Origin of the sequence: Methanosarcina acetivorans C2A, from assembly GCF_000007345.1 — an archaeon.
Lineage (GTDB): Archaea > Halobacteriota > Methanosarcinia > Methanosarcinales > Methanosarcinaceae > Methanosarcina > Methanosarcina acetivorans.
On the sequence record NC_003552.1, the window covers coordinates 5,572,458 to 5,593,194 of the forward strand.

The 20,737-nt window shown below is 43.5% G+C and carries 19 protein-coding genes and 1 pseudogene; 5 read left to right on the forward strand and 15 right to left on the reverse strand.

Annotated features, from left to right (window positions below):
* Positions 1-23: 23 nt before the first annotated feature.
* The gene (locus MA_RS23600) at positions 24-824 is read right to left on the reverse strand and encodes a nitrilase-related carbon-nitrogen hydrolase (protein WP_048066008.1); all 801 of its coding nucleotides are present in this window, start codon (positions 822-824) and stop codon (positions 24-26) included.
* A 380-nt stretch (positions 825-1,204) separates the two neighbouring features.
* On the opposite strand from MA_RS23600, the gene MA_RS23605 reads away from it, so the two are divergent.
* Entirely contained in the window at positions 1,205-1,756 is a 552-nt protein-coding gene (locus MA_RS23605; RefSeq protein ID WP_011024403.1) for a class I SAM-dependent methyltransferase, read from the forward strand.
* 385 nt (positions 1,757-2,141) lie between these two features.
* On the opposite strand, the gene MA_RS29595 is transcribed toward MA_RS23605, so the two are convergent.
* From MA_RS29595 to MA_RS24875, 13 genes and pseudogenes are all read right to left on the reverse strand, one after another.
* A complete protein-coding gene (locus MA_RS29595) occupies positions 2,142-2,276 on the reverse strand; it encodes a hypothetical protein (protein WP_281085346.1) in 135 nt (44 codons plus the stop codon).
* A gap of 507 nt (positions 2,277-2,783) precedes the next feature.
* Positions 2,784-3,557 (reverse strand): IS21-like element ISMac3 family helper ATPase IstB, encoded by a 774-nt coding sequence (gene istB, locus MA_RS23615; RefSeq protein WP_011020063.1) that lies wholly within the window; start codon positions 3,555-3,557, stop codon positions 2,784-2,786.
* Positions 3,554-4,797 (reverse strand): annotated as a pseudogene (istA, locus tag MA_RS23620) (IS21-like element ISMac3 family transposase). The gene istB and the pseudogene istA overlap by 4 nt, the downstream one beginning before the upstream one ends.
* Before the next feature lie 881 nt (positions 4,798-5,678).
* The gene (locus MA_RS23625) at positions 5,679-6,974 is read right to left on the reverse strand and encodes an S-layer protein domain-containing protein (protein WP_052279223.1); all 1,296 of its coding nucleotides are present in this window, start codon (positions 6,972-6,974) and stop codon (positions 5,679-5,681) included.
* Between the two features lie 172 nt (positions 6,975-7,146).
* Positions 7,147-7,929, reverse strand: coding sequence for an ABC transporter ATP-binding protein (locus tag MA_RS23630; protein ID WP_048066010.1), 783 nt, complete (start codon positions 7,927-7,929; stop codon positions 7,147-7,149).
* On the reverse strand, positions 7,920-8,939 hold the full coding sequence (locus MA_RS23635) for a FecCD family ABC transporter permease (RefSeq protein ID WP_011024407.1): 1,020 nt from the start codon (positions 8,937-8,939) through the stop codon (positions 7,920-7,922). The genes MA_RS23630 and MA_RS23635 overlap by 10 nt, the downstream gene beginning before the upstream one ends.
* Positions 8,932-10,698 (reverse strand): radical SAM protein, encoded by a 1,767-nt coding sequence (locus MA_RS23640; protein ID WP_011024408.1) that lies wholly within the window; start codon positions 10,696-10,698, stop codon positions 8,932-8,934. Before MA_RS23640 ends, MA_RS23635 begins: the two co-directional genes overlap by 8 nt.
* A 143-nt stretch (positions 10,699-10,841) precedes the next feature.
* Entirely contained in the window at positions 10,842-11,348 is a 507-nt protein-coding gene (locus tag MA_RS23645; RefSeq protein ID WP_011024409.1) for a class I SAM-dependent methyltransferase, read from the reverse strand.
* Positions 11,349-11,350: 2 nt separating this feature from the next.
* Positions 11,351-12,463, reverse strand: coding sequence for an iron ABC transporter substrate-binding protein (locus MA_RS23650; protein WP_048066011.1), 1,113 nt, complete (start codon positions 12,461-12,463; stop codon positions 11,351-11,353).
* Between the two features lie 477 nt (positions 12,464-12,940).
* Positions 12,941-14,029: a hypothetical protein gene (locus MA_RS23655; RefSeq protein WP_048066604.1), complete on the reverse strand. Its 1,089-nt coding sequence runs from the start codon at positions 14,027-14,029 to the stop codon at positions 12,941-12,943.
* 126 nt (positions 14,030-14,155) lie between these two features.
* Complete coding sequence (locus MA_RS23660; protein ID WP_048066012.1) at positions 14,156-14,998, reverse strand: hypothetical protein; 843 nt, start codon at positions 14,996-14,998, stop codon at positions 14,156-14,158.
* 278 nt (positions 14,999-15,276) lie between these two features.
* Positions 15,277-15,489, reverse strand: a complete 213-nt coding sequence (locus MA_RS24870; protein ID WP_157860406.1) for a hypothetical protein — start codon at positions 15,487-15,489, stop codon at positions 15,277-15,279.
* 27 nt (positions 15,490-15,516) lie between these two features.
* Positions 15,517-15,951, reverse strand: coding sequence for a DUF4143 domain-containing protein (locus MA_RS24875; RefSeq protein WP_052279225.1), 435 nt, complete (start codon positions 15,949-15,951; stop codon positions 15,517-15,519).
* A gap of 502 nt (positions 15,952-16,453) precedes the next feature.
* Here MA_RS24875 and MA_RS23670 point away from each other — a divergent pair.
* The 3 genes from MA_RS23670 (at position 16,454) to htpX (ending at position 19,466) form a co-directional block, all read left to right on the forward strand.
* On the forward strand, positions 16,454-17,050 hold the full coding sequence (locus MA_RS23670; RefSeq protein ID WP_011024413.1) for a dihydrofolate reductase family protein: 597 nt from the start codon (positions 16,454-16,456) through the stop codon (positions 17,048-17,050).
* 23 nt (positions 17,051-17,073) lie between these two features.
* Positions 17,074-17,985 carry a restriction endonuclease gene (locus tag MA_RS23675; protein ID WP_011024414.1) on the forward strand — a complete coding sequence of 304 codons (912 nt, stop codon included), beginning with the start codon at positions 17,074-17,076 and terminating at the stop codon, positions 17,983-17,985.
* Between the two features lie 620 nt (positions 17,986-18,605).
* Positions 18,606-19,466, forward strand: a complete 861-nt coding sequence (htpX, locus tag MA_RS23680; RefSeq protein ID WP_011024415.1) for a zinc metalloprotease HtpX — start codon at positions 18,606-18,608, stop codon at positions 19,464-19,466.
* Here htpX and MA_RS27790 read toward each other — a convergent pair.
* Positions 19,408-19,686 (reverse strand): hypothetical protein, encoded by a 279-nt coding sequence (locus tag MA_RS27790; protein ID WP_157860407.1) that lies wholly within the window; start codon positions 19,684-19,686, stop codon positions 19,408-19,410. The genes htpX and MA_RS27790 overlap by 59 nt on opposite strands.
* 333 nt (positions 19,687-20,019) lie before the next feature.
* On the opposite strand from MA_RS27790, the gene MA_RS23685 reads away from it, so the two are divergent.
* The gene (locus MA_RS23685; protein ID WP_048066013.1) at positions 20,020-20,673 is read left to right on the forward strand and encodes a thymidylate synthase; all 654 of its coding nucleotides are present in this window, start codon (positions 20,020-20,022) and stop codon (positions 20,671-20,673) included.
* Positions 20,674-20,737: the final 64 nt, after the last annotated feature.

The window sequence follows — 20,737 nt, forward strand, 5'->3', positions numbered from 1 at the left end:
TGGATTTTACCATCCTCTGATTTTTAATATAGATCAGGCCTGCGGTCTTCGAGAATAGAGCCTGTTTGCCTGAGTTCTTTTGCTTTTACCAGATCTATTTCTCCTAGAAGAACACACTCTTCGGTTCCAGCTTCTGCCAGGACACGGCCCCAGCCGTCGACAATAAAAGAGCCGCCTGGATAGATAGAATACCTGTCTTTTCCTACCCTGTTGCAGGCGATATGCGGCAGTTGATTTTCAATTGCCCGTGAAAAGGACATAATGCGCCACGGATATATGTAAAAGTCCGGTATATCGGCAGCTGAGACCAGCAGATCCGCTCCCTCAAGGACCAGTTTTCGGGCAACTTCCGGATACCTGAGTTCATTGCAAACTATGAGCCCTATGGAAAGTCCGTATTTTTGAAGTTTGATAGGAGATATGCTGTCACCGGAAGCAAAATATTCCTTTTCAGGGCCGTACAGCTGGACTTTTCGGCGGATTCCGGCTAACTTTCCGGACTCTATGCAAAAACCGAGGTTATACTGGGAAGGAACCTTCTTTTCTGAACCTGGCGCGTCTCCTTCCCTTATTTCGATCATTGAACCTGCAAGAATACATCCGTGTTCTCTGGAAAAAGCGCGGAGAGTTTCTAGAGTGGGGCCGGAAGTGGTTTCAGCCACATCCCCTATGCGGTCATAACAAAAGCCTGTTGAGAAAACTTCCGGAAAGACGAGCAGCTCGGCTTCTCTTGAAACTGCTTCTTCTGCCAGGGAGAGGGCACGCTCAAGATTTTCCTGTTTCGAACAAAGTGAGATATTCATCTGGATACAAGCTGCTTTCATAATCGTCTCCACAATTCATAAAGCACATCATAAATAATTATTTGGATACTTTATGAGATAATTCTATTTTCCGATTTTAGATTAAGTTTTTGCGCTCCAGTATTTACCTCCAGAATTTGCCCTTCAGTTTACCTCATTATTTGTATTCCAGTATTTACCTCATTATTTGTACTCAGATATAGCAGTGAAGGTTCAGAGTCTGAATAACTGCTACAGGCAGCACTTTGATTATGTATGGCTCATGGATCCGTACAGAACAACAAAAAATCATGAAAACTTTCGTAGGCAAAATATAAGGCATGTGAATCTCAAAATAAGCTTGAAGAAAAAAGCTGTCTGCAAGAGAAGGACCTTAGCCATTACTGGATTATTGACTGACTATGAAGGAGGAAAACATCACGGAAGAACCAGATTCTGATTTTCGATTCCACGCAACGACCCTTATCTTCAAGTTCCGAGACTTCTTATTCCCCCGCAGGAAAATCCTGGAAGAAGCCGGAATAAAGCCCGGTTTTAAAATTCTTGATTACGGCTGCGGGTCAGGTTCCTATATCCGTGATGCCTCCGAAATGGTGGGCCCTTCAGGAAAAGTCTATGCTCTGGATATCAACCCGGTTGCTGTTGAGATGGTCCGGCATCTGGCTTCGATAAAACAGCTGAGAAACATAGAAACCATCCTTTCCGATTACGATACAGGTCTGCCCAGCGGAAGCCTAGACACAGTCCTCTTCTATGATACCTATCATACCCTGAATAAACCGGAACTTGTTATGAAGGAGTTGCACAGGGTCCTGAAACCAGAAGGAACCCTTTCTTTTAGCGACCATCAAATGAAAGAAGAAGAAATCATGGAAAGTATAACCCGGAAGAGGTTATTCAAGCTGAAAAAGAGAGGAAAAAGGACATATTCCTTTAAAAAGGACGGAAATTAATTCAGGTACAGGCGTGAACCTGAGATCTATGACCCAAAAACAAAAGGATAAAACAAAAGAATAAAACAAAAAATATACAAAAAATAAACAAAAAAAAGAGAGAAATGAAAGAATTAGAACGCAGGAAAACACAGAGATTAAGGGTCAGGAGATTATTTTCTGTAAACTTTCACTTTTAACGTGATTAGACTTCCATACCTTCTTTTGAGCATAAGAAGGAGCTGGTGTAAATCACTGTAATATTTACATTTAGGAGGTTGGTTTGTTGGATTTTTGGAGGTTAGCTGAATAAAATAGCTAGATATTTTGTAGTATGGTTATAGAGTGTTTTAATGAATTCCCTGACCTCTTTACAATGCGCTTTTTCCCGGTTTACTTTTCGAGTTCATGCTCTTGTTGCCGGAACGACCCCAAGGCTTTCCATGATTTTCATTTCTGCCGGGGTGACAAACGTACCATTGCCGAACAAAAACCCACGCAAAATGGGTTTTGGAGCTTCTACCTCTACTTTTTCTTTCATATTCTGGATCTCCTTTTCTTGTATTGGGGGTTCCTGCCCATCGCAGGATGCCCGGAATCCTATTACCGTGTTTTGATATATAAAGATTTCTCAGGTGGAGGACGGATAGCCAGATCTGACAAAAAATCCATAAAAAATGGACTGAAACTTTCCGGATTCAGAAAGAAGAAAATAAAATTCCGAATTGAGGCAGAAATCAGAAGGTTTCGTTTCATTGAGAGCTCGTACTCGCCCTGGAAAAAAGACACAGAACCTTCAAAACTCACCAAAAAAATCATTCAAAAGACATATTCAAAAAGGCAGTGTAGCGAAAATTCTGTATAATTAAAAATATCAAGAAATTGCTTGGTAGCTTCTTCCACATCGGAAGATCAATTTTTTTCCATATCACTCGAATATTTGAAGTAAAATTGTCAAGGGCGGTTAACTTTTTTCCATTTTGGGCGGTTTAGAATTTGCCAACCTTTTAATATAAATTTTACTCAATTTTTCATAAACTTTTAGAAATTACTGGCATATATTTCCTGTTTTTATTCCCTGTTTCTTCCTTTCTTTCAGCCTGTAACTTTCCCCTTTGATGTTAATCGTAGTTGAATGGTGGAGAATCCTATCAAGTACAGCAGCCGCTATTACATGGTCCTTGAATATCTCTCCCCATTCTCCATATGATTTATTTGATGTCAAGATCGTTGAACTCTTTTCATACCGTCTTGAGATCAGCTGAAATAGGCAGTGAGCTCCTTCTTCGTCAAATGGGAGATACCCTATTTCGTCAATTATCAGCACTTTATATTTCATCAAGTCCCTTAGTTTCTTTTCAAGCATTCCTTCTCGATTTGCTATTTTCAACTTCTCGATAAGGTTTCCTGTATTGGTAAAGTAAACCGAAATCCCTGCTTTTGCTACTTCAATCCCAAGAGCGATTGCAAGATGAGACTTTCCAACTCCGGGAGGACCAAGGAAAACGACATTCTCTGAATTATGAACAAATCTCAAGGTTGCAAGGTCTTCGATTGCTTTTTTATCAATGGATTTCTGAAATTCAAAATCGAATTCCTCAAGAGTCTTTTTAACGGGAAAAACTGCACTTTTCATCCTTCTCTCAATTGCAACAGCTTCTCTGTGTTTCTTTTCCTGTTCAAACAAGTAATCAAGGACTTCCATTGTTGTCTTGTTGTCCCTTGCAGCAATTTCAAGGTAGTTATCCAGAAGCTCTTCGATAGAATTAAGTTTCAGGTATTGCAGGTTATTGTGAAGTCTCTCATAGGTGAAGTTGTTCATTCAAAACCACCTTCACTAAATATTTCATAGACATCAAGAGACCTTTTTTCAACTTCGGGATCTGAGAACTTCAACGGGATCTGTGAATCTTTTTTGCATTTTGAGTTCTCTTTAAGAATCTCACTCAGGAGACCCTGGAAATGTTCCTTTTTCCTTGAAACTCTGCAGTTTCCAGGAAGGATTTCATGTTCACAGACTTTCTCATAATCAACATAGACCTCGAATATTCCTTCAAGGATCTGAAGCTCTGCAGTTCTCCCTGCAAACCTGTAAGGAACAGAATACTTATTCCAAGGAACGAAATATAACAGTCTCTGGAGACCTTTCTGGTCTCCTTATGGACAACTTTGTAAGGAGGAACCTGATCCAGAGGGCTCAGTTTCTCCTCCTTAAAGCGTTCAAGAGGGATTTGATAGGTTGTTCCGTGGACAGTTGAATTTACCCTTTCCAACCAACTGTGAACTTGGGCGTTCAGGTCTTCGAGAGAGGTAAACCTTCTTCCAAGGAAGAAATCCCTCTTGACGAAACCGACTGTATTTTCAATTTTCCCTTTTGTCTGAGGCCTGTAAGGCCTGCATAACCTTGGAATAAAACCAAAGCATTTGAAGAAATCCTCAAACTGTGGGTTCCATTCGGAATCTGATGATTTTAAGGCTCTTTTGATAACAACCTGTTTCATGTTATCATAGAGGATCTCCTGTGTAAATCCTCCAAAGTACTCAAAAGCGTTCAGATGACACTGAATAAGAGTGGGAGTGTCTATGCTCAGTGTAAATTCAACATATCTCATTCTGGAATATCCAAGAATCATGTTGAAACAAAAGAGTTTCTTTACCTTTCCATCAACCTCAACTGTTCCCATCTCTGCCCAGTCAACCTGAGCCTGTACACCTGGTTTTGTTTCATAGCGGAGTACAGCAGGGACTCCCTGTTTAGGTCGGACTTCTCTTACGAAGTCCTTGACTATGGTTTTTCCTCCATCAAAACCCATTTCTTTGATTTCCCTATAAAGGCGAACAGCAGTATAAGGACCTTCTTTGAGTTTTTCTTGTATGTAAGGTTTGAAAGGATCAAGTTTACTCGGTTTTGGCGGACGTTTCTGAGGTTCTGGGGCAGTTTTCTTTTTAAGATATTTCCTCACAGTTTCCCTAGCATAACCTGTTCTTCTAGAGATCTCACTGATGCTGAAGCCTTGTGAATACAAATCTCGTATCAATAGCCATTCCTCCGTTTTCAGCATTATCTACAATCCTCGAACTTTTCACAAGGATTGAGAATTGGAAGTTTTTAAACCGCCGTAATTGGAAGATTCTTAACCGCCCTTGACAAAATTTACAGAAAATTAGACATACTGACAATACTTATAACATGGACTGTTAAATTAATTGATATGACTACACATTTTAAATTCATCATTATCTTAATGTTTCTTGTTTTTCTACTAGGATATTTCTTATCGATCAACAAATTAACGCTTATTCTACTTGGCGCATCATTCCTTTTATCAATAATAGCTGGAGTATTATCTGACAAACAGAGAAAAACAAGAATTAGGTGAATAGATTTTCATTGGTCATCAGTTAAGGAATTTTCTTGCCTGAAAGCTATTGATTTTTCACCAAAAGGCTGCCTTGAATTTTGGTCTTATTACATGAAATCAATACCCAGTTCCAGTCCACAACACATCAAAATTATTGACAACTGTTGTGAGAATGGAGGCAATTTATCACGATTCCTAACTTAACCGAAGACGCATGAAAGTGATTCAGAATATACCGAACTTTCGGTAAGCTATCTTATTTTCAAAAAACATTGAAAAAACATGAGGCTCTTCGCTGTTTAGAGTGGGTAACTTAAACCCATCTCCTAAATATCAAAAGAACATCTATAAAATTTAGATATATTTGCCGTTGAAAATCACATTCAAGCTCAATATTTCTCTTTTTGGCTTGGCTACTTTATAACTATGCAAATATTTCCAACCCACGGGAAATAGCGAAGAGCCAAACATGAAATTCTTAAATAAAAGAAACAAAGCAATGAAAGTACCTTTCAAATCAAGTACTTTCATGCCAGGAAAAAAGGAGGAAATTAATCAGACTTTGAGGTTTCCCATCACTCTTAGATTTGACTCCTTTTAAAACAATAAACTATGCTGACCAGCGAGATGAAAGCCAGAAATCCTCCGAAACCGGAACTGGCTGCAGCTTCGCTGCTGGCAGATGCAGGTGTTTCTGCTTCAGTCGGGGCTTCAGATGAAGTCCCGTAGACCTCTCCACTATTTCCACTGGAATTTTCGGTTATTGCTTTTGTCTGAGTGCTATTATCTTCCTGTACCTGAACATTGCTGGAAGCAGGGGATGAAGTATCGATTTCTGCAGTTCCGGTTGCAGTTTCGGTTGCAGTTGCAGGACTTTGGTCTGCGAGAATGACTGTTTTTGCCGGGTAGATCACGTATCCTCCATTGCTTCCTTTTCCTTCATCAGAGGTCTTGAAATACCACTCGTCTGTAATGTTAGTCTTGCTGTCAGCGTCGACATTAATTGTTATTGCGTCGGAATTTGACATTACTATCAGGTTTTCAAGGGCCTGGTCTACTTCGAAATTGCCAAATTCGTCCCCGGATTCGATTGAAAGAGGGTTGTCCTTATCTATTAACCAGGTGTACTTGAACACTGCAAAATCGGTATCCGCACTTGCAAAAACAGAATCCACAAAGGTAACGAAATAAATGTGAGAGGCATTGTCTCCGAATTCGGCATCTGCAGTAAATATCCTGTCATCTATAGTGTTGTCCGTGGAGATTACCGCAGTATCCAGTTCCTTACCATTCTTGTAAAGCGAAAAATAGCATTTGTTGCCGTTAACATCAATCCCGTTCAGAGTAAGGCTGTACCCACCGGCAATATCCCAGGTCTCCCCTGCTTTGAGGGTTTTCTTGTCGCTGGCACCCTGCTGGTACAGCATCTTGGCAAGATGCGTTGCATCATTGTCAATAGTACAGTAGGGTTTACCAAAGAGATGCATCATGTAAAAGAATGATAACTTTGTTACATTTTCTTCTTCGGAGAACACCTTATACTTCGAAGGGAACTGTTTGGTAGTATAAAAGAGTTCACCTTCATCGATTGTGCTGGCTGAAGGATTATCTTTACCCAGAGCAGGGCTGTTTCCTTTGTCCTCAAAATAAAGGTGCTCTCCAACCCCACTAACGTAATTACTGTACTTATTTGCATTGAAGGCAAAAGCCGGGAAGGTTCTGAAATCCCACGAGATATTCTGGGAATCCGTGCTCCCGGTATCAAGGGGAATGCCCCTGATTTCAACCGACGCAGCAGTACACGTTCCTGCCAACGCAAGGATTAACGTTAGCACAAAGATAGCCAGAGCTATTGCTTTAAATCTCTTTAAGTTCATAAAAATTCTCCACTAATTTTCCACTAATTTTTAATCTTTGTTTTTCTATGTTCAGATTTTTATCGTGAAAGTAAAATTAAGGCGATTGCACCTCTTTCTGTTATTCAAAAATTTGTCCACTGTATTGATTAATTCATAATGCCCTGATTTAGTTCGATGCAGGTTCAGTGTATTATTTCCCCCGTAAGGGCAGACACACTTTTCTCTTCATATCTTCGATTTCCCGGACAGCTACCTTTACCCCATAGACCGAGGACATCATCTTGCCGGTTACAACCGTTTCAACCTCTCCCAGTGCAACCAGCCTGCCCCCTTCCAGAGCTGCGGCTCTGCTGCCCACCAGGAAAGCATGGTCAGGCATGTGGGTATTCATCACAATGGACATCCCGAGGGAGGCAAGCCTCTGCACTGTTTCCAGTACAAGGACCTGGTTGCCGAAATCGAGGTGAGAAGTCGGCTCGTCCAGCAAAAGAAGAGAAGGCTGCTGGACAAGGGCCCGGGCAATCAGGACCATCTGGCTCTGTCCGCCGCTGAGACTGGCAACCGGCCTTTCCGCGAGGTCGGAAAGCCCCACCACTGCAAGCGATTCCCTTGCAAGCTCCATATCTTCAGCACGGGGAGATGCAAACATGGAAAGATGAGGAGCCCGGCCCATCACCACAAAATCCAGCACGGTAAAAGGAAAAACCACCTCGTTCTGCTGGGGCACATAACCTATATGCCGGGCAATTCCCTTTGCCCCGAGAGAAGTCGTATCCTCTCCCAGAATGCGAACAGACCCGGTAGAAGGTTTGAGAATCCCTGCAATGCATTTGATCAGTGTGGATTTTCCCGCCCCGTTGGGACCCAGGATGCACATAACCTCACCTTTCTTTAAAGAGAAAGAAACGTTTTCAAAGACCAGCCCGTTTCCATAGGAAAAGGCAAGAGAGTTAACTTCCAGCATCAGTTCCATCCCATGCGCCCCCTTCGAATCAGATATGCAAATAAAGGAGCACCTACAAGGGAAGTGAGGATCCCCAGGGGAATCTCCGTTGCGGCAATGGTCCTTGACAGGTCATCTACAAGCAGCAGAAAAGAGGCACCGATAACCATGCTCATGGGCAGTAGACGGCTGTAGTTCGGACCGACTATCATCCTTGAGATATGAGGTACGACCAGCCCGACCCAGCCAATAACACCGCTGATGCTGACCGCTGCTGAAGTTAAAAGGGTTGCACAAACAATGATAACCAGGCGCATTTTTTCCACGTTCATCCCGAGAGCTTTAGCTTCCTCGTCTCCGAGGGACATGATATTGATCCTCCACCTGAGAAGGAACAACACCAGAGCCCCGACAAACATGGGCAACACTATGTAGAGCAGGTCCCCGTACCTGACAGTAGCAAGGCTTCCCATGAGCCAGAATACTATTGCGGGAAGTTCGTCATAAGGGTCTGCCACATACTTTACCAGGGAGGTAAGCGCCGTGAAAATAGAACTCACGATAATTCCGGAAAGCACAAAGACCAGAGTTCCTGTACCTTTGCTGGCTTTCCCCATACTTATGGCAAAAAACATGGCCAGGAGTCCGAAAGCAAAAGACATCAACTGTATAAGCAGGTAATTATCCCAGAGCAGTATTGCCAGGCATGCTCCGAAACCCGCACCTGCACCCACTCCCAGAATATAGGGAGAGACAAGGGGATTCCTGAAGATCCCCTGAAAAGAAGCTCCGGCTGTGGAAAGTGCAGCCCCTACAAGCAAAGCTGCAAGTATCCTGGGCAGCCTTACATTGAACAGGACCGTGTGTTGAGTGGAAACCGAAGCAGGGGTGCCAAAAATGAGAGATGAAAAAGCTTTCATACTCTCGTCCACAACCGCCGAGACAGGAGTCTGATATCTCCCCACGAAAAGGGAGCCTATTAATAAGACCAGGGGAAGAATGTACACCAGAGTGGTACGGGAATACCTGCATTCAGGCATGAGTGCACCTCAAAACATGCCAGGTCCCGGAAGTAGGCCTGTGAAAAGACCTGTTAGGTGTGGCTTTCCCATATGGCATGCCGTAAAACTGCCTGTAGAACTCATCTGCTTCTTTTTCCAGGTCGATTCCTGAGTTTCCTGGATACAGTTTGTCTGCAATATACATGAGCCCCAGGATCCAGCGGGGGTTTCCGAAATCCCAGGATGGAGGGACTTCATAGACCCGCTGCTGTTTTACAGCATCCGTCTCTATGCCATACTGTCGGCAGAGGGTATAGAATTCATCGAGGGGGCGGGAAAGGAAACCGGAGATGAAAATTGTGTCCGGGTTATTTTCATTGATAAAAGAAGGAGAAACATTTATACCCGGTTTGCCTTCCTTTTGAAGCTGCTTATTGATGCTCAAGCCCCCGGAAAATGCCACAAGGTTGTTTTCCATTCTCCCGGCGTTCAGGGCAAAAAGAGGAGAGCCCATGCAGTAATACACCTTATGACCACTGTTTTCTGCTGCAAGGGACTTAACAAGCTCCAGGCGTGTATGGATAAAGGAAATAAGCTCTTCTCCTTTTTCCGGCATATTTGCCCTTTCCGCAATTAGCCTGACAAAGTCAAGATAAGCGTAAGGCTGCTGGATCATATGGTGCACCTTCATAAGGGTCCCGGAATCGGAGATTTCTCTCCAGACATCTATTAACCTGGAATCGTCCAGTATTCCCAGACATGTAAGTACTCCATGGACCATCCCGAAAGCCCGGCTGATCCGATATCCGCCCATGAAACCTTCCTCATTGAAACGTTCAACGGCAGTTGTCCCTTTAACAGGCACAGTCTTCCCGCAATCACAGGAATAAGTTATCCAGGGCCTTACTGGTCTCGAACCCATGGGTCCGTAGAACTCCCGTTCTGCAAGGAGACTGCCGCATTCGGGACAGTAAGTATTCAATAGTTCCGTACCCGGAGAATTGAAAAGATAAACATAATCCACATACTTACGCAGATCAGCGCACAGGCTCTCCGCCTCTCCTACGGAGGGCTCAAGCTCAATAGGCGCATCCCCGAAGGGGATGAATCTCATGACCTGGACAGGAATGGTTGGAGAAATATCGGATACAGCTTCTGCAACCTTTATCACATCGGCTTCATTTCCCCTTGAATAAACAACCGAAGTTTCAACATGCACTCCCATGTCAAAAAGCAGGGAAATATTGCGGAAAACGGGAGCTGATGAAGGGACTCCGCAGCTTATGTAACTTCTGTCAGAATAACCTTTGATTCCGACATTCATGAAATCCACAAGCTGCCCGAGCTTGTTCAAAGTCTCTTCTGTGAAATAGCAGTTTGTGGAACAGCCCACAAGCAAACCCTTTTCTTTTGCCTGCACTGCAAGGTCCCTGAAGAGATAATAATTTGCAGCAGGCTCATTTAAGGTGGAAACCACACCCAGGCAATCCTGCTGCAGAGCTTTTTCCACGACCTGGGAGGGAGTTAAAGTGGTACTGGAAAGAGATTTTCCTGAAGCCAGCAGACGAGCCACGCACCCGGAACACTGGAAATTACAGCCCGTGCCGAAGACCTGGAGAAACTTACCTGAGGGATAATAATGAAGCAAGGGGATAGTTTCTATGGAGACTGGATATGCACCAAGGTATCCCATATCAGGGTCCTGGATAATGGTATCGCCGGTACAGACATAAGTCCTGCACCTGCCCCTGCTGTATTCATCGATTTCGCACCCGAACTCACACACATTGCACTGCATATTTTAACCTCCTTTCTTAATCTCCATTACTTTTCCTTGCTCAGGACCACCCAAAAGCCAGAATCGTCCTTAACCACATGACAGGGGATTTCAGTCCGTTCCCCGGCTTCCCGTATAGCCCGAATCGTTTCCGGGCTGAGGCGCTATTTAGAAGCAGTATGCCAGTCCGGGTCTATTTCAACCATTTTTTCAGAGATCTGGGCTTTCAACTCTTTTGTGCCAAAACCGCCCCCTATCCACGCCTGTCCACCCGGAGCAAGGACGCGGGAAATTTCCCTGAAAGCCACAGGCAGGTCTTTCCAGAAAAATACGGAGCCACGGCTTACTATGAGGACTGCGGAATTATCCCTGAAGGGAAGCAGGTGGACATCAGCCTGCAAAGGAACAACCTTATCTGAAAGGAAGTGACGGTTAGCTTTGGCTTTTGAAAGCCTGCACATCTCCGTTGAAAAATCAACCCCATAGACCTGCATATCCGTGAGTTCCGCAACAGCGATCCCCAGGGATGCAATACCGCATCCCAGGTCCAGGCATATGCCCTGTTTTATCCCGCTTTCTTTGACGATGTGAGCTGCTATTACAGGGTAGATGGGAGCAAAGATGTGTTCGGCAATATAGGGAAAACCCGGAGATTTGCCCTTTTCATCCACGTTCAGGCCTCTGCTGCAGGGTTCAGTAGCGTATTCAGTTGTTCATCCGTAAGCTCATAGTGGAAGAATTCCAAGTAGAACTCACGGGTCAGCCCGGAGAGATCCATATCTGCAAAAAGATCCGGATATAGCATCTTTGCAGTCCAGGCAGTCCCTATAATAAGATGGGGGCCCTGTGGCCTGTCAATCCAGCAGAAGGGATTCTGAGGGGCAAGATACACCCGTTTGTTCCGGACAGCATCCACGCTTTCCCAGAGAGAGTCAGAATATACGGATGCGTAAAACTGCGGATTGGAGGTGATGATTATCTCAGGGTTCCAGTCCATGACCTGCTCTATTGAAACCTGGGTCATGCCGCTTCCCGGAGTTAGCGGACAGTCGGCAACATTGATACCCCCACAGATATCAATGACCTGGGAGTGCTGAGAACCGGAGGGATCGGTCATCAGGCCTTTCGGGCCTTCGGCATAGTAAACCCGTACCTTTTCATCTTCGGGAATATCTTTTACAGTGTTGTTGATCTCGTTGAGGATTGAACCGCGGAACTCAATCAGTTTTTCTGCCTGGGCTTCACAGTCAAGCAGCTTACCCACATATTCGATAGTGGGATCGGATTGTGTCACGAAGATAATAGAATCATCAACGGCAACCACCGGAATGCTGCCAAAACTTTCCTGCCTGCGTTCTATGGCTTCGTTGATTTGCCCGTCAGTGGTGTATCCTTCAATTACAATGTCAGGGTCCATGCTGATTATAGTTTCATAGTTCCCGGTCTGGGTCCCGAACCAGCCCCCTATTACTGGCAGACTTGTGTAATTTTCATCCATAAAAGGTTGAGTAAAATTATTTTTGAAATTCCAGCCTGCAAGTTTGTCCGGTGCAAGCATATAAACGAGAATAGTAGAAGGAGGAGAAGTGGCTACTACCGAGGAGATCTCAGCCGGCACGGTTAGCTGCCTGTCCAGCATATCGGTGATCTGCACTTTATCCGAATTCTGGAGCACAGCGCTTGAGTTCGGAACAGCCTGCTGGCCCGTACTTTCCGTACATCCGCAGGAAGCAATAGCCAGAACCAGCAGAGAGAGTATTAACATTGTACCTATTTTTTCACGCATAGAAATCCCTACAGACTTTTGATGTTTTAATCGATATGTTCGGATAAACATAAAGATATAAAAGTATATTCAGTTGTTAAATAGATATACAGTTACTGAGATTGGAAAACGCTAACGGGTCTGTTTTTTGGAAAACTTCTACGTTTTTACGGCTTACAGAGGGTTTTCAGCAAATAACCTCATTATCATTTTCCAGGGTATTCTCAGCGCAGCATATCAGGAAGACGGTAACCTATTTCCTAGTTATAAAATAAATAGATTTCTATTTCAAAACAATTCGAATTATTAAGAAAACATATCAAAATCCAGAAAAAAATAAAACTATATAGACTTCTTGTTACCGAATTTTCGGGACTCTAACCGGAGTGACAGGAAAAAACGGTCCAATGCTTAAATAATGCTGAAAAAGCGATATGAAAACAGAAAAACACGGTACTGCACCGCATATTACCATTCCTTTAAATCGTCCGGCTTCATTCAACTCGCTTTTCCCTTTTCAAACTTTTTCCTCTTTTCGAACTCTTTCCTCACATCCACTGACACCCTGTTAAAAGGGCATCCAAAATAAATACAGCGGATGCACTCATACCGCCATATTGTCAGTAAGAAAAGCAAAATGGAAATGGAGTAAGCCCCGAGCAAGAAAGGCACTTTCAAAAGCCAGGGAAGCGGAAAGAGGATAACGATTATGAACCCCAGTGTGGTAATAACGAGATCGAATTTGCCCGGAGGGTACGGCCTGGGCCTGAAATGCTTCGGCCAGCCCCAGTTCATCATGCACCTCAAACTCTTTTCTCCTCTGACAAAATAAGGGCAATGAGTACAGAAAAAGCGCTGCTCCAGGATATCGAAATGGAAAAAAACTATGAAAATATAGGCAAGAAGCCACCCTGTTGAACTGATGCCAATTGCAAGCCCCGCCGAAAAGAGAAAAACAAGGGTCACAAAGTTCCAGTAAAGAAAATCCCTAAACTCATGTCTTACTCTAAGGGAAGAACACCTGTCTGAATACGATTCCCGAATCCCCTTTCCTGAAAGCTCAAAGTTCCCGGAAAGCCTATCCCCTTTCTCAAACTCCTCTTTCACGCCTGCAGGCACACGGTTCATAGGGCATTCAAAGTTAAGGCACCGTACGCACTCATACCGCCGGGCGGTCAGAAAAAAAAGTGCCCAGGAAACACAATAAGCCCCCAGCAGCAGAGGGTCCCTGACCAGCCAGTAGACCGGAAAGAAAAACATGGGAAGAGCCCCGAGAATAGTCATCGCCTTTTCAAAAGGGCTGTGGGGACCCGGGCGGGCTTTGAAAATCTTGGGCACTCCCGAAAGCATCATGCATTTTACGCAGCCCCTGCTCCTTATGTAGTGAAGGCAGTGGGTGCAGGCAAAGCGAAATTCGATTACCAGAAAGAAAAAGAGAGCTATTCCGATGTAAACTGCAACCCACTTGAGGGAATCCCTGGCAATTGCTATGGAGCCAATGAGGAAAGGGATCATATTGAAAAAGTTCCAGTAAAGGCGGTCTCTGATAGAGTGGTCTGTTTTGAGGGGGATGCCTGGGGATGACATGCAGGAGTTTTTGGTAAGGAAAGGTAAAAAGGTTATGATTAAAAAAGCAAAAAAGAAAAACAAGCTTAACAATCGAATAGGGCGATCCCTGAGTTCAGATATTCCGGAACATGGCCAATAAACATTTCAAAGAGTTTCGCATTTTGGATTTACTTCCAAAAAGAAGCCATTTTTTTCAAAGCCTTTCCTGTTAGGATTAGCCGGAATCCAGAAGTCATGATGTTTACCCTCGTTTAAAGCTAACTCTTTGAAGGTGATTCTTGCTCTTACATCCAGCTTAACAGGAGCTTTGATTTTCTCCGAACCAGAAGATTTTATGAACATAAGGCAAATTCCACCCATCAATCTGTTACCGATACTGTGAAAAGCTTTTCTGTCAATTGTCCACTCGACCCCGTTCAGGAGATTTCCCTCCTCATCTGTGGTTACAATTGTTTTCAAATACCAGGGGTAAGCATGAGAACTGGGCACCACATCTTTTTCTAGTTCACCAAGCATATCCATTACTTCCCCTACCTGTGAAACCGAAGGGATTTTTGTGGTATCTCCAATGAGTTTTGCAGTTCTTCCCGTTATTTTCATCCAGGAGTCACAAAAGGTATCCCAGAGGTTTTTATTGGTCATAAGAGGAGGTTTTAAAGTTGCGGTCAGTTCCCGGACCGTATAGTTTGTATTCGAAGTACGGAAAAAAATCTGCACGATAATTGTGTTTGTTTTTTTCAAACATTTGATCCAATCGAGGGTCGGTCTCTCCCTTTTATCCAGATGAGACATGAAACTCAGTGTCCAGATATATTCATAGGCATAAAAATCATACATCTCATTTTTTGGTGTAACAATGGGGAGACAGCTCAAAGATGGTTCAGTTTCACCCATAATTCTCAAGCATCCGCTCCTGATCAAACCTTTAAAATACTCATCATCCAGGGAATCGGTTTCAATTTTAAACGATTTTTCCATTATTGCCATAAACAAACCCCTTAACCCATTTTCAGCCTGAATTCCATCCGTAACGCCCGCTGACATGTCTACTTTACAAAAGCATGCTTTACAAAACACATTATGTAGCCCGATTACGTAAAGAAAAGATCTAAAACAGATCCTAAAAAAAGATCTAAAAGACCGGGCAGGAAATTAATCCCACTTACAGGAAAGCTCCCAACCCACTTAAGTTTTTCAGAAAAATCCTGCTAGACCGGACCACCAGGAAAAGTCTCAAACAATAGCAAAAATTCATTCCCATGCATTTACCAGGTTTTCAGTACCCACTTCCACAACGGCATGTACCTGACTCCATTTTCTTTTTTTTCAGTGTCTTTTGTGAGCAGAAGGAGTTCTTTCACCTGACCCCCGAATCCTTCAACCCCTGAAAACTCTTCCAGTGCCCGGATTTCCCTTTCTTCGATCCTATCGGTGTAGGAGACATTTATGGCTGTAAGAGAGATGTCTTTTTCCTTCACCACGAAATCCACCTCACCTTCATTTTTTCAGTAATATATCTCTTTTTCCCGGCGCATGAGTTCGAGGAAAACCAGATTTTCGGCAAGCCTGCCTTCATCCTTAGAAAAGGTGAAAGATACGGCATTCCGAAGTCCGTTGTCTATGCAGTAGACCTTTCGGGGGTTTATTGCCTGTGCCTTTAAAGAGTAGCTGAAGAGTGGCAGAAAATAGACAAGGGAGATGTCCTCCAGGTGAGAGATGTATTCGAGGAGAGTACCTTTTGAGACTTCCTGATCCTGTTTTATCGCTTTGTAGTAGGAAGTTACACTGAAAAGATTTCCGATGTTTGTGACCAGATATTTTGTGAGAACTTTGAGCAGGGTGGTATTCCGGATGGAGAAACGTTCCACAAGATCCCTGTAGATCATCATTTCAAAGTAATCCTGAAGAATCTTCTTCCGGAGCTCCGGAACTTCGAGCACGACTTCGGGAAATCCCCCTTCATAGAGATATTCCTTAAAGAGCTTCTTAAGTTCAAAACGCTGCTTGGAGTACTCAAAATCCTGAACAGGCTCAACTCCCCGAAAAGCCAGATACTCCCGAAAATCCAGGGGATAAAGAGGTAAAAGGAAAGAGTTCGGCCTCTAAGGCTTGTTGAAAAGCTCCTTTTTTTCCATGGTCTTTTATAAGAGACCATTTTACTGAAAATTTGGTATTATATAGGAGACCAACTTTTCCTTATTCTGGTCTTCCATAAGAGACCATTATGAGAGAGACCTGCTGTTTCTCAGCTTAATTCGGTAAAAGAAGAGCAAAAAAATAAGAGCAAAAAACTTCATCCGAGCTACATAAATAGCTTATTCCCGTCTGTCCTGTCCCGTTCGCTTGCGAACGGCCTGAACCATGAAACAACTGAAATGAAACAATAAATAAAAAGCAAAATCACATAAAATCAAGTAACAATCACTGAAAGGGGAAGGGGCAGTGAAAGAAAATAATCCCAGAATAAAACTCTACATCGCCTGCAGCCTCGACGGCTTCATCGCCCGAAAAGGCGGAAGCGTAGACTGGTTAACCGAATACGAAAACAGTTCCGAAACCGACTACGGATATTCCGAATTTTACGCGTCGATCGGCACAGTCCTTATAGGCAGAAAGACCTATGAACAGGTCCTAGACTTCGGAGTATGGCCTTACGGGGAGAAGAAAACGTATGTTTTTACCAGACAAAAAGAACCCCTGCGCCGGGAAAAAAACGTAGAATTTGTTTCCGGAAACGTCGGGGAATTTGTGCGCCGGCTGAAGGAAAATACTGATGAGAATATCTGGCTCGTGGGCGGTTCACAGCTTATCAGGGTATTTCTCGAAGAAGACCTTGTGCAGGATATGATTGTTTTCGTTGTTCCGGTTATTCTTGGGAGTGGGATTCCGCTTTTTGACCGGATTGGGAAGGAGGTCAGGCTCAGGATGATTGACACGGAGAGGTATGAGAGTGGGCTGGTGAAATTGGAATATGAAATTGAAGGGCGACATAAGAAAATAGCAAACCATAAAAGGAAAGACATTCAAAAATTTGGATAAGAAAATGACTTTTGAGTGGTTTGATGGTAATTCCAGATTATCAATCCGTAATGCTCCCTCTGTTAAAGTATGCAGAAGACGGCAAAGAGCATCGAATCCGTGATGCAATTGAACAGTTAGCCGAAGAATTCAGACTGAGTGAGGAAGAAAGAAAAGAGCTACTGCCAAGCGGCCAGCAAGCTATTTTTAAGAATAGAGTCGGATGGGCTAATACTTATCTGAAAAAGGCCGGACTGCTGGAATCCAGAAAAAAGGGATATTTTTCCATTACCCAGAGAGGAATGGATGTTCTTAGAGAAAAACCTCCTTCCATTGATGTTAATTTTTTGAAGCGGTATGAAGAGTTTAATGAATTCCGCAATCAAGGAAAACAGATAGAGACTATAGGCCCTAACAAAATAGAACCTGAAAATTTAGACCCAAAAGAAACCCTCGAAATCGCATATCAGAAACTTCATAACGAGCTAGTCTCCGAGATTCTCTCCATTATAAAGAAATGTTCAGCCAGTTTCTTTGAATCACTGGTCGTAGATGTTCTTACAAAAATGGGCTATGGAGGTTCAAGAGCCGATGCCGGGAAAGCTGTTGGCAAAAGTCACGACGGCGGTATTGATGGCATTATAAAAGAAGACAGGCTCGGGCTTGATGTTATTTATATCCAGGCTAAGCGCTGGGAAGGTACAGTCACAAGGCCTGAAATTCAGAAGTTCGCCGGTGCTCTGATAGGAAGAAAAGCAAAGAAGGGAGTCTTCATAACGACCTCGAATTTTTCAAAAGAAGCTATTGAATATGCCGACTTTACAGGAAATATTGTCCTTATCGATGGGGAAATGCTTGCAAGGCTGATGATTGAATATGATGTTGGGGTTTCGAAGGTCAAATCATATGAAGTGAAGAAGACGGACACCGATTATTTTGAAGATGGAGTTATCTGAATGCTGAGCATTCAGCTTGAAAGAAGCATCCTTCTTTAGACACTGATTAGCCCCGGAAGTTAAGCATAAACATGTAACTTATTGAAACATGCAACTTGTTGAAACCGATAGGAATCAAAAATCTGCAATAATGAAGCTACAGTGATGGAAAAATCCAAGCTTCATTTACTTTCATCCAAAAAAGTTTGATAAAAATTTCTTTCAATAAATAATATATACTTGAAACTCCCATATAATAGTTTGAAATCGAACTAAAAACAAATTTCGAAGATAAAATCAATACAATTATCTCTAAACCGGGACTCTAACGGCTGTTGCAACTTAAAATATGAGAGTTGCACCAGAAGATGGAATGAGACTTTTTGTAAAAAAATAAAACTTCCCATTTGAGAAATAAATTTTCTATATTATGGAATTAAAATGTATTTTTGGATGAACCAGGAAACTAAAATGGCACAAAAGTACAAATCTCCCGGAAATGAGGTAAAAAATATATATCTGTAACCAAGAGATATATGTTTGATACTAACCAATCAAAATTACAGAAACAACTGCAAAACATACGTATCAAAAGACCGAAAACCCAGACATTAGCCTGGGAGGACGTCGTGTGAGAAGTCATGAAAAATATGCTTAGAACCACAGTTCTGCTCGCTTCCCTGACAGGGCTCCTCGTACTTATCGGAGATTACTTCGGGGGAACGGGCGGGATGATTATTGCCTTTCTTTTCGCAGTAATCATGAACTTTGGAAGTTACTGGTACAGCGACAAGATTGTACTGAAAATGTACAGGGCAAGAGAAGTTACCCCTGCAGAGTCCCCGAACCTTCACAGGATTGTTGACGGGCTGGCTCTGAAAGCAAATATTCCAAAGCCCAAAGTATATGTTGTTGATTCCGGAATGCCAAACGCATTTGCAACGGGCAGGAACCCGCAGCATGCGGCTGTAGCTGTTACGACCGGGATTCTCAACCTGCTCTCCTATGAGGAGATCGAAGGTGTGCTGGCACACGAGCTTGCACACGTAAAGAACAGGGACACCCTGATCAGTGCGGTGGCTGCAACCTTTGCAGGTGTAATTACCATGCTGGCTACCTGGGCTCGCTGGGCTGCAATCTTCGGCGGCTTTGGCGGTAGGGACGACGACAATGGAGGCATCATCGGGTTTATCGTAATGGCAGTGCTTGCTCCGCTTGCTGCAACCCTGATCCAGCTTGCAATCTCAAGGTCAAGGGAATTTGCAGCTGACGAAGAAGGGGCAAGAATCTCTAAAAAACCCTGGGCTCTTGCCGATGCCCTGGAAAAGCTCGAATACGGGAATTCCCACTTCCAGCCAAGCATCAGGGACGTCCAGGCAAAAGAGACCAGTGCACACATGTTCATCGTAAACCCGCTCAAGGGTGGAACGCTCCAGTCTCTCTTCAGGACCCATCCCGTAACCGATGAGAGGGTAAAACGCCTGAGGGCAATGAGATTCTAAAGCCCTCTAAAACATTTTTTACTTTTACTTTCTCTTTTGTTCTTTGTCTTTCATTCTTGCATTTCATTTTTAATTTTTTTGACCCCCTGCATAATTTATTCATTTTTCCTGTCTCACCTCCTGCCTCGTTTCTTGTCTCGTTCCCTCTCTCGTTTCCTGTCTTGTTTCCAGCCTCATTTTCTCTCTGGAAGTTTGCCCGGTATTTTTTTAAATCGAGCATGCTATATGTTATCAGATTACACGGAAAATTACCAGGCTTCGCATGAGAAAAAGCACTTATAAAAGAAAGTGATAGATAAAATGGAAAGGATGAATAGTCAATAAAAGACAGTCAGCAAAAGCATCAGTTTATGATGAATGTACTGACAAAAGGTAAGAAATCCGGACCCACCCGTACAGCAGATTTACCGGTTCTTATTTGCCATTTCTAAGAAAACGCTCGGGAAGGCAGATAAAAGATGTAGGGTCTGGAAAGTATTTTCTCAATAACGATATATGTAAATTATTACGTTGATTGTCAATACCCTATCCTAATCTGATCCGGGGATTTTCTATGGAAGACAAATTTGAGATTGGCAGGATCATCAGGGCAAAGAATATCTCTGATGCATGGTACCGAGGGCTTAACATCATCTGGAACCACGGGCAGGTAATTACCGACGAAAGGGGGAGCCAGATCCGGGAGTTTATGGACCTGATGGTGGTAATTGAAAACCCCTATACTGACAGGATTCCCGAAGATACAGCCTGGAACGAAGAAAGGCTCGAAGAGTATGCAAAACAGCTGATCTCGGGCGAAAACGCACAGGACTTTGAATACACCTACGGGCAACGCCTCAGGAACTGGAATGAAGAAGTAGACCAGATCGAATACGTAATCGAGAAACTGCAGGAAAGCCCCACTTCCCGGCGGGCTACGGCTGTCACCTGGATCCCGCCTGTGGACACGAAAGTCAATGAAGTCCCCTGCATGATCCTGGACGACTTCAAGATCCGGGACGGGAAAGTCCACCTCACAACCCTCTTCAGGAGTCACGACTTCGGAGGAGCCTATCCTGCAAACCTTTACGGGCTCTCGAAACTCCTTGAATACGTTGCCGGAAGAGTTGGAGTAGAGCCGGGAATGATCACCACAGTCAGTATTTCAGCCCATGTCTATGACCACGACTGGGACATGGTAGAAAATATCGTGAAAGGCATAAACTGAAACTGAAAAGTTTTCAAGCAAATTTTAATCAAAAAAGCAGGCATTTGAATCTCAGGAAAAAAAA

What these genes read in the sequence shown, in the direction of transcription:
- MA_RS23600 (WP_048066008.1), bottom strand. Translation starts at nt 824, where the DNA reads ATGAAAGCAGCTTGTATCCAGATGAATATCTCACTTTGTTCGAAACAG.
- MA_RS23605 (WP_011024403.1), top strand. Translation starts at nt 1,205, where the DNA reads ATGAAGGAGGAAAACATCACGGAAGAACCAGATTCTGATTTTCGATTC.
- MA_RS29595 (WP_281085346.1), bottom strand. Translation starts at nt 2,276, where the DNA reads ATGAAAGAAAAAGTAGAGGTAGAAGCTCCAAAACCCATTTTGCGTGGG.
- istB (WP_011020063.1), bottom strand. Translation starts at nt 3,557, where the DNA reads ATGAACAACTTCACCTATGAGAGACTTCACAATAACCTGCAATACCTG.
- MA_RS23625 (WP_052279223.1), bottom strand. Translation starts at nt 6,974, where the DNA reads ATGAACTTAAAGAGATTTAAAGCAATAGCTCTGGCTATCTTTGTGCTA.
- MA_RS23630 (WP_048066010.1), bottom strand. Translation starts at nt 7,929, where the DNA reads ATGGAACTGATGCTGGAAGTTAACTCTCTTGCCTTTTCCTATGGAAAC.
- MA_RS23635 (WP_011024407.1), bottom strand. Translation starts at nt 8,939, where the DNA reads ATGCCTGAATGCAGGTATTCCCGTACCACTCTGGTGTACATTCTTCCC.
- MA_RS23640 (WP_011024408.1), bottom strand. Translation starts at nt 10,698, where the DNA reads ATGCAGTGCAATGTGTGTGAGTTCGGGTGCGAAATCGATGAATACAGC.
- MA_RS23650 (WP_048066011.1), bottom strand. Translation starts at nt 12,463, where the DNA reads ATGCGTGAAAAAATAGGTACAATGTTAATACTCTCTCTGCTGGTTCTG.
- MA_RS23655 (WP_048066604.1), bottom strand. Translation starts at nt 14,029, where the DNA reads ATGTCATCCCCAGGCATCCCCCTCAAAACAGACCACTCTATCAGAGAC.
- MA_RS23660 (WP_048066012.1), bottom strand. Translation starts at nt 14,998, where the DNA reads ATGGCAATAATGGAAAAATCGTTTAAAATTGAAACCGATTCCCTGGAT.
- MA_RS23675 (WP_011024414.1), top strand. Translation starts at nt 17,074, where the DNA reads ATGGTAATTCCAGATTATCAATCCGTAATGCTCCCTCTGTTAAAGTAT.
- htpX (WP_011024415.1), top strand. Translation starts at nt 18,606, where the DNA reads ATGAAAAATATGCTTAGAACCACAGTTCTGCTCGCTTCCCTGACAGGG.
- MA_RS27790 (WP_157860407.1), bottom strand. Translation starts at nt 19,686, where the DNA reads ATGCTCGATTTAAAAAAATACCGGGCAAACTTCCAGAGAGAAAATGAG.
- MA_RS23685 (WP_048066013.1), top strand. Translation starts at nt 20,020, where the DNA reads ATGGAAGACAAATTTGAGATTGGCAGGATCATCAGGGCAAAGAATATC.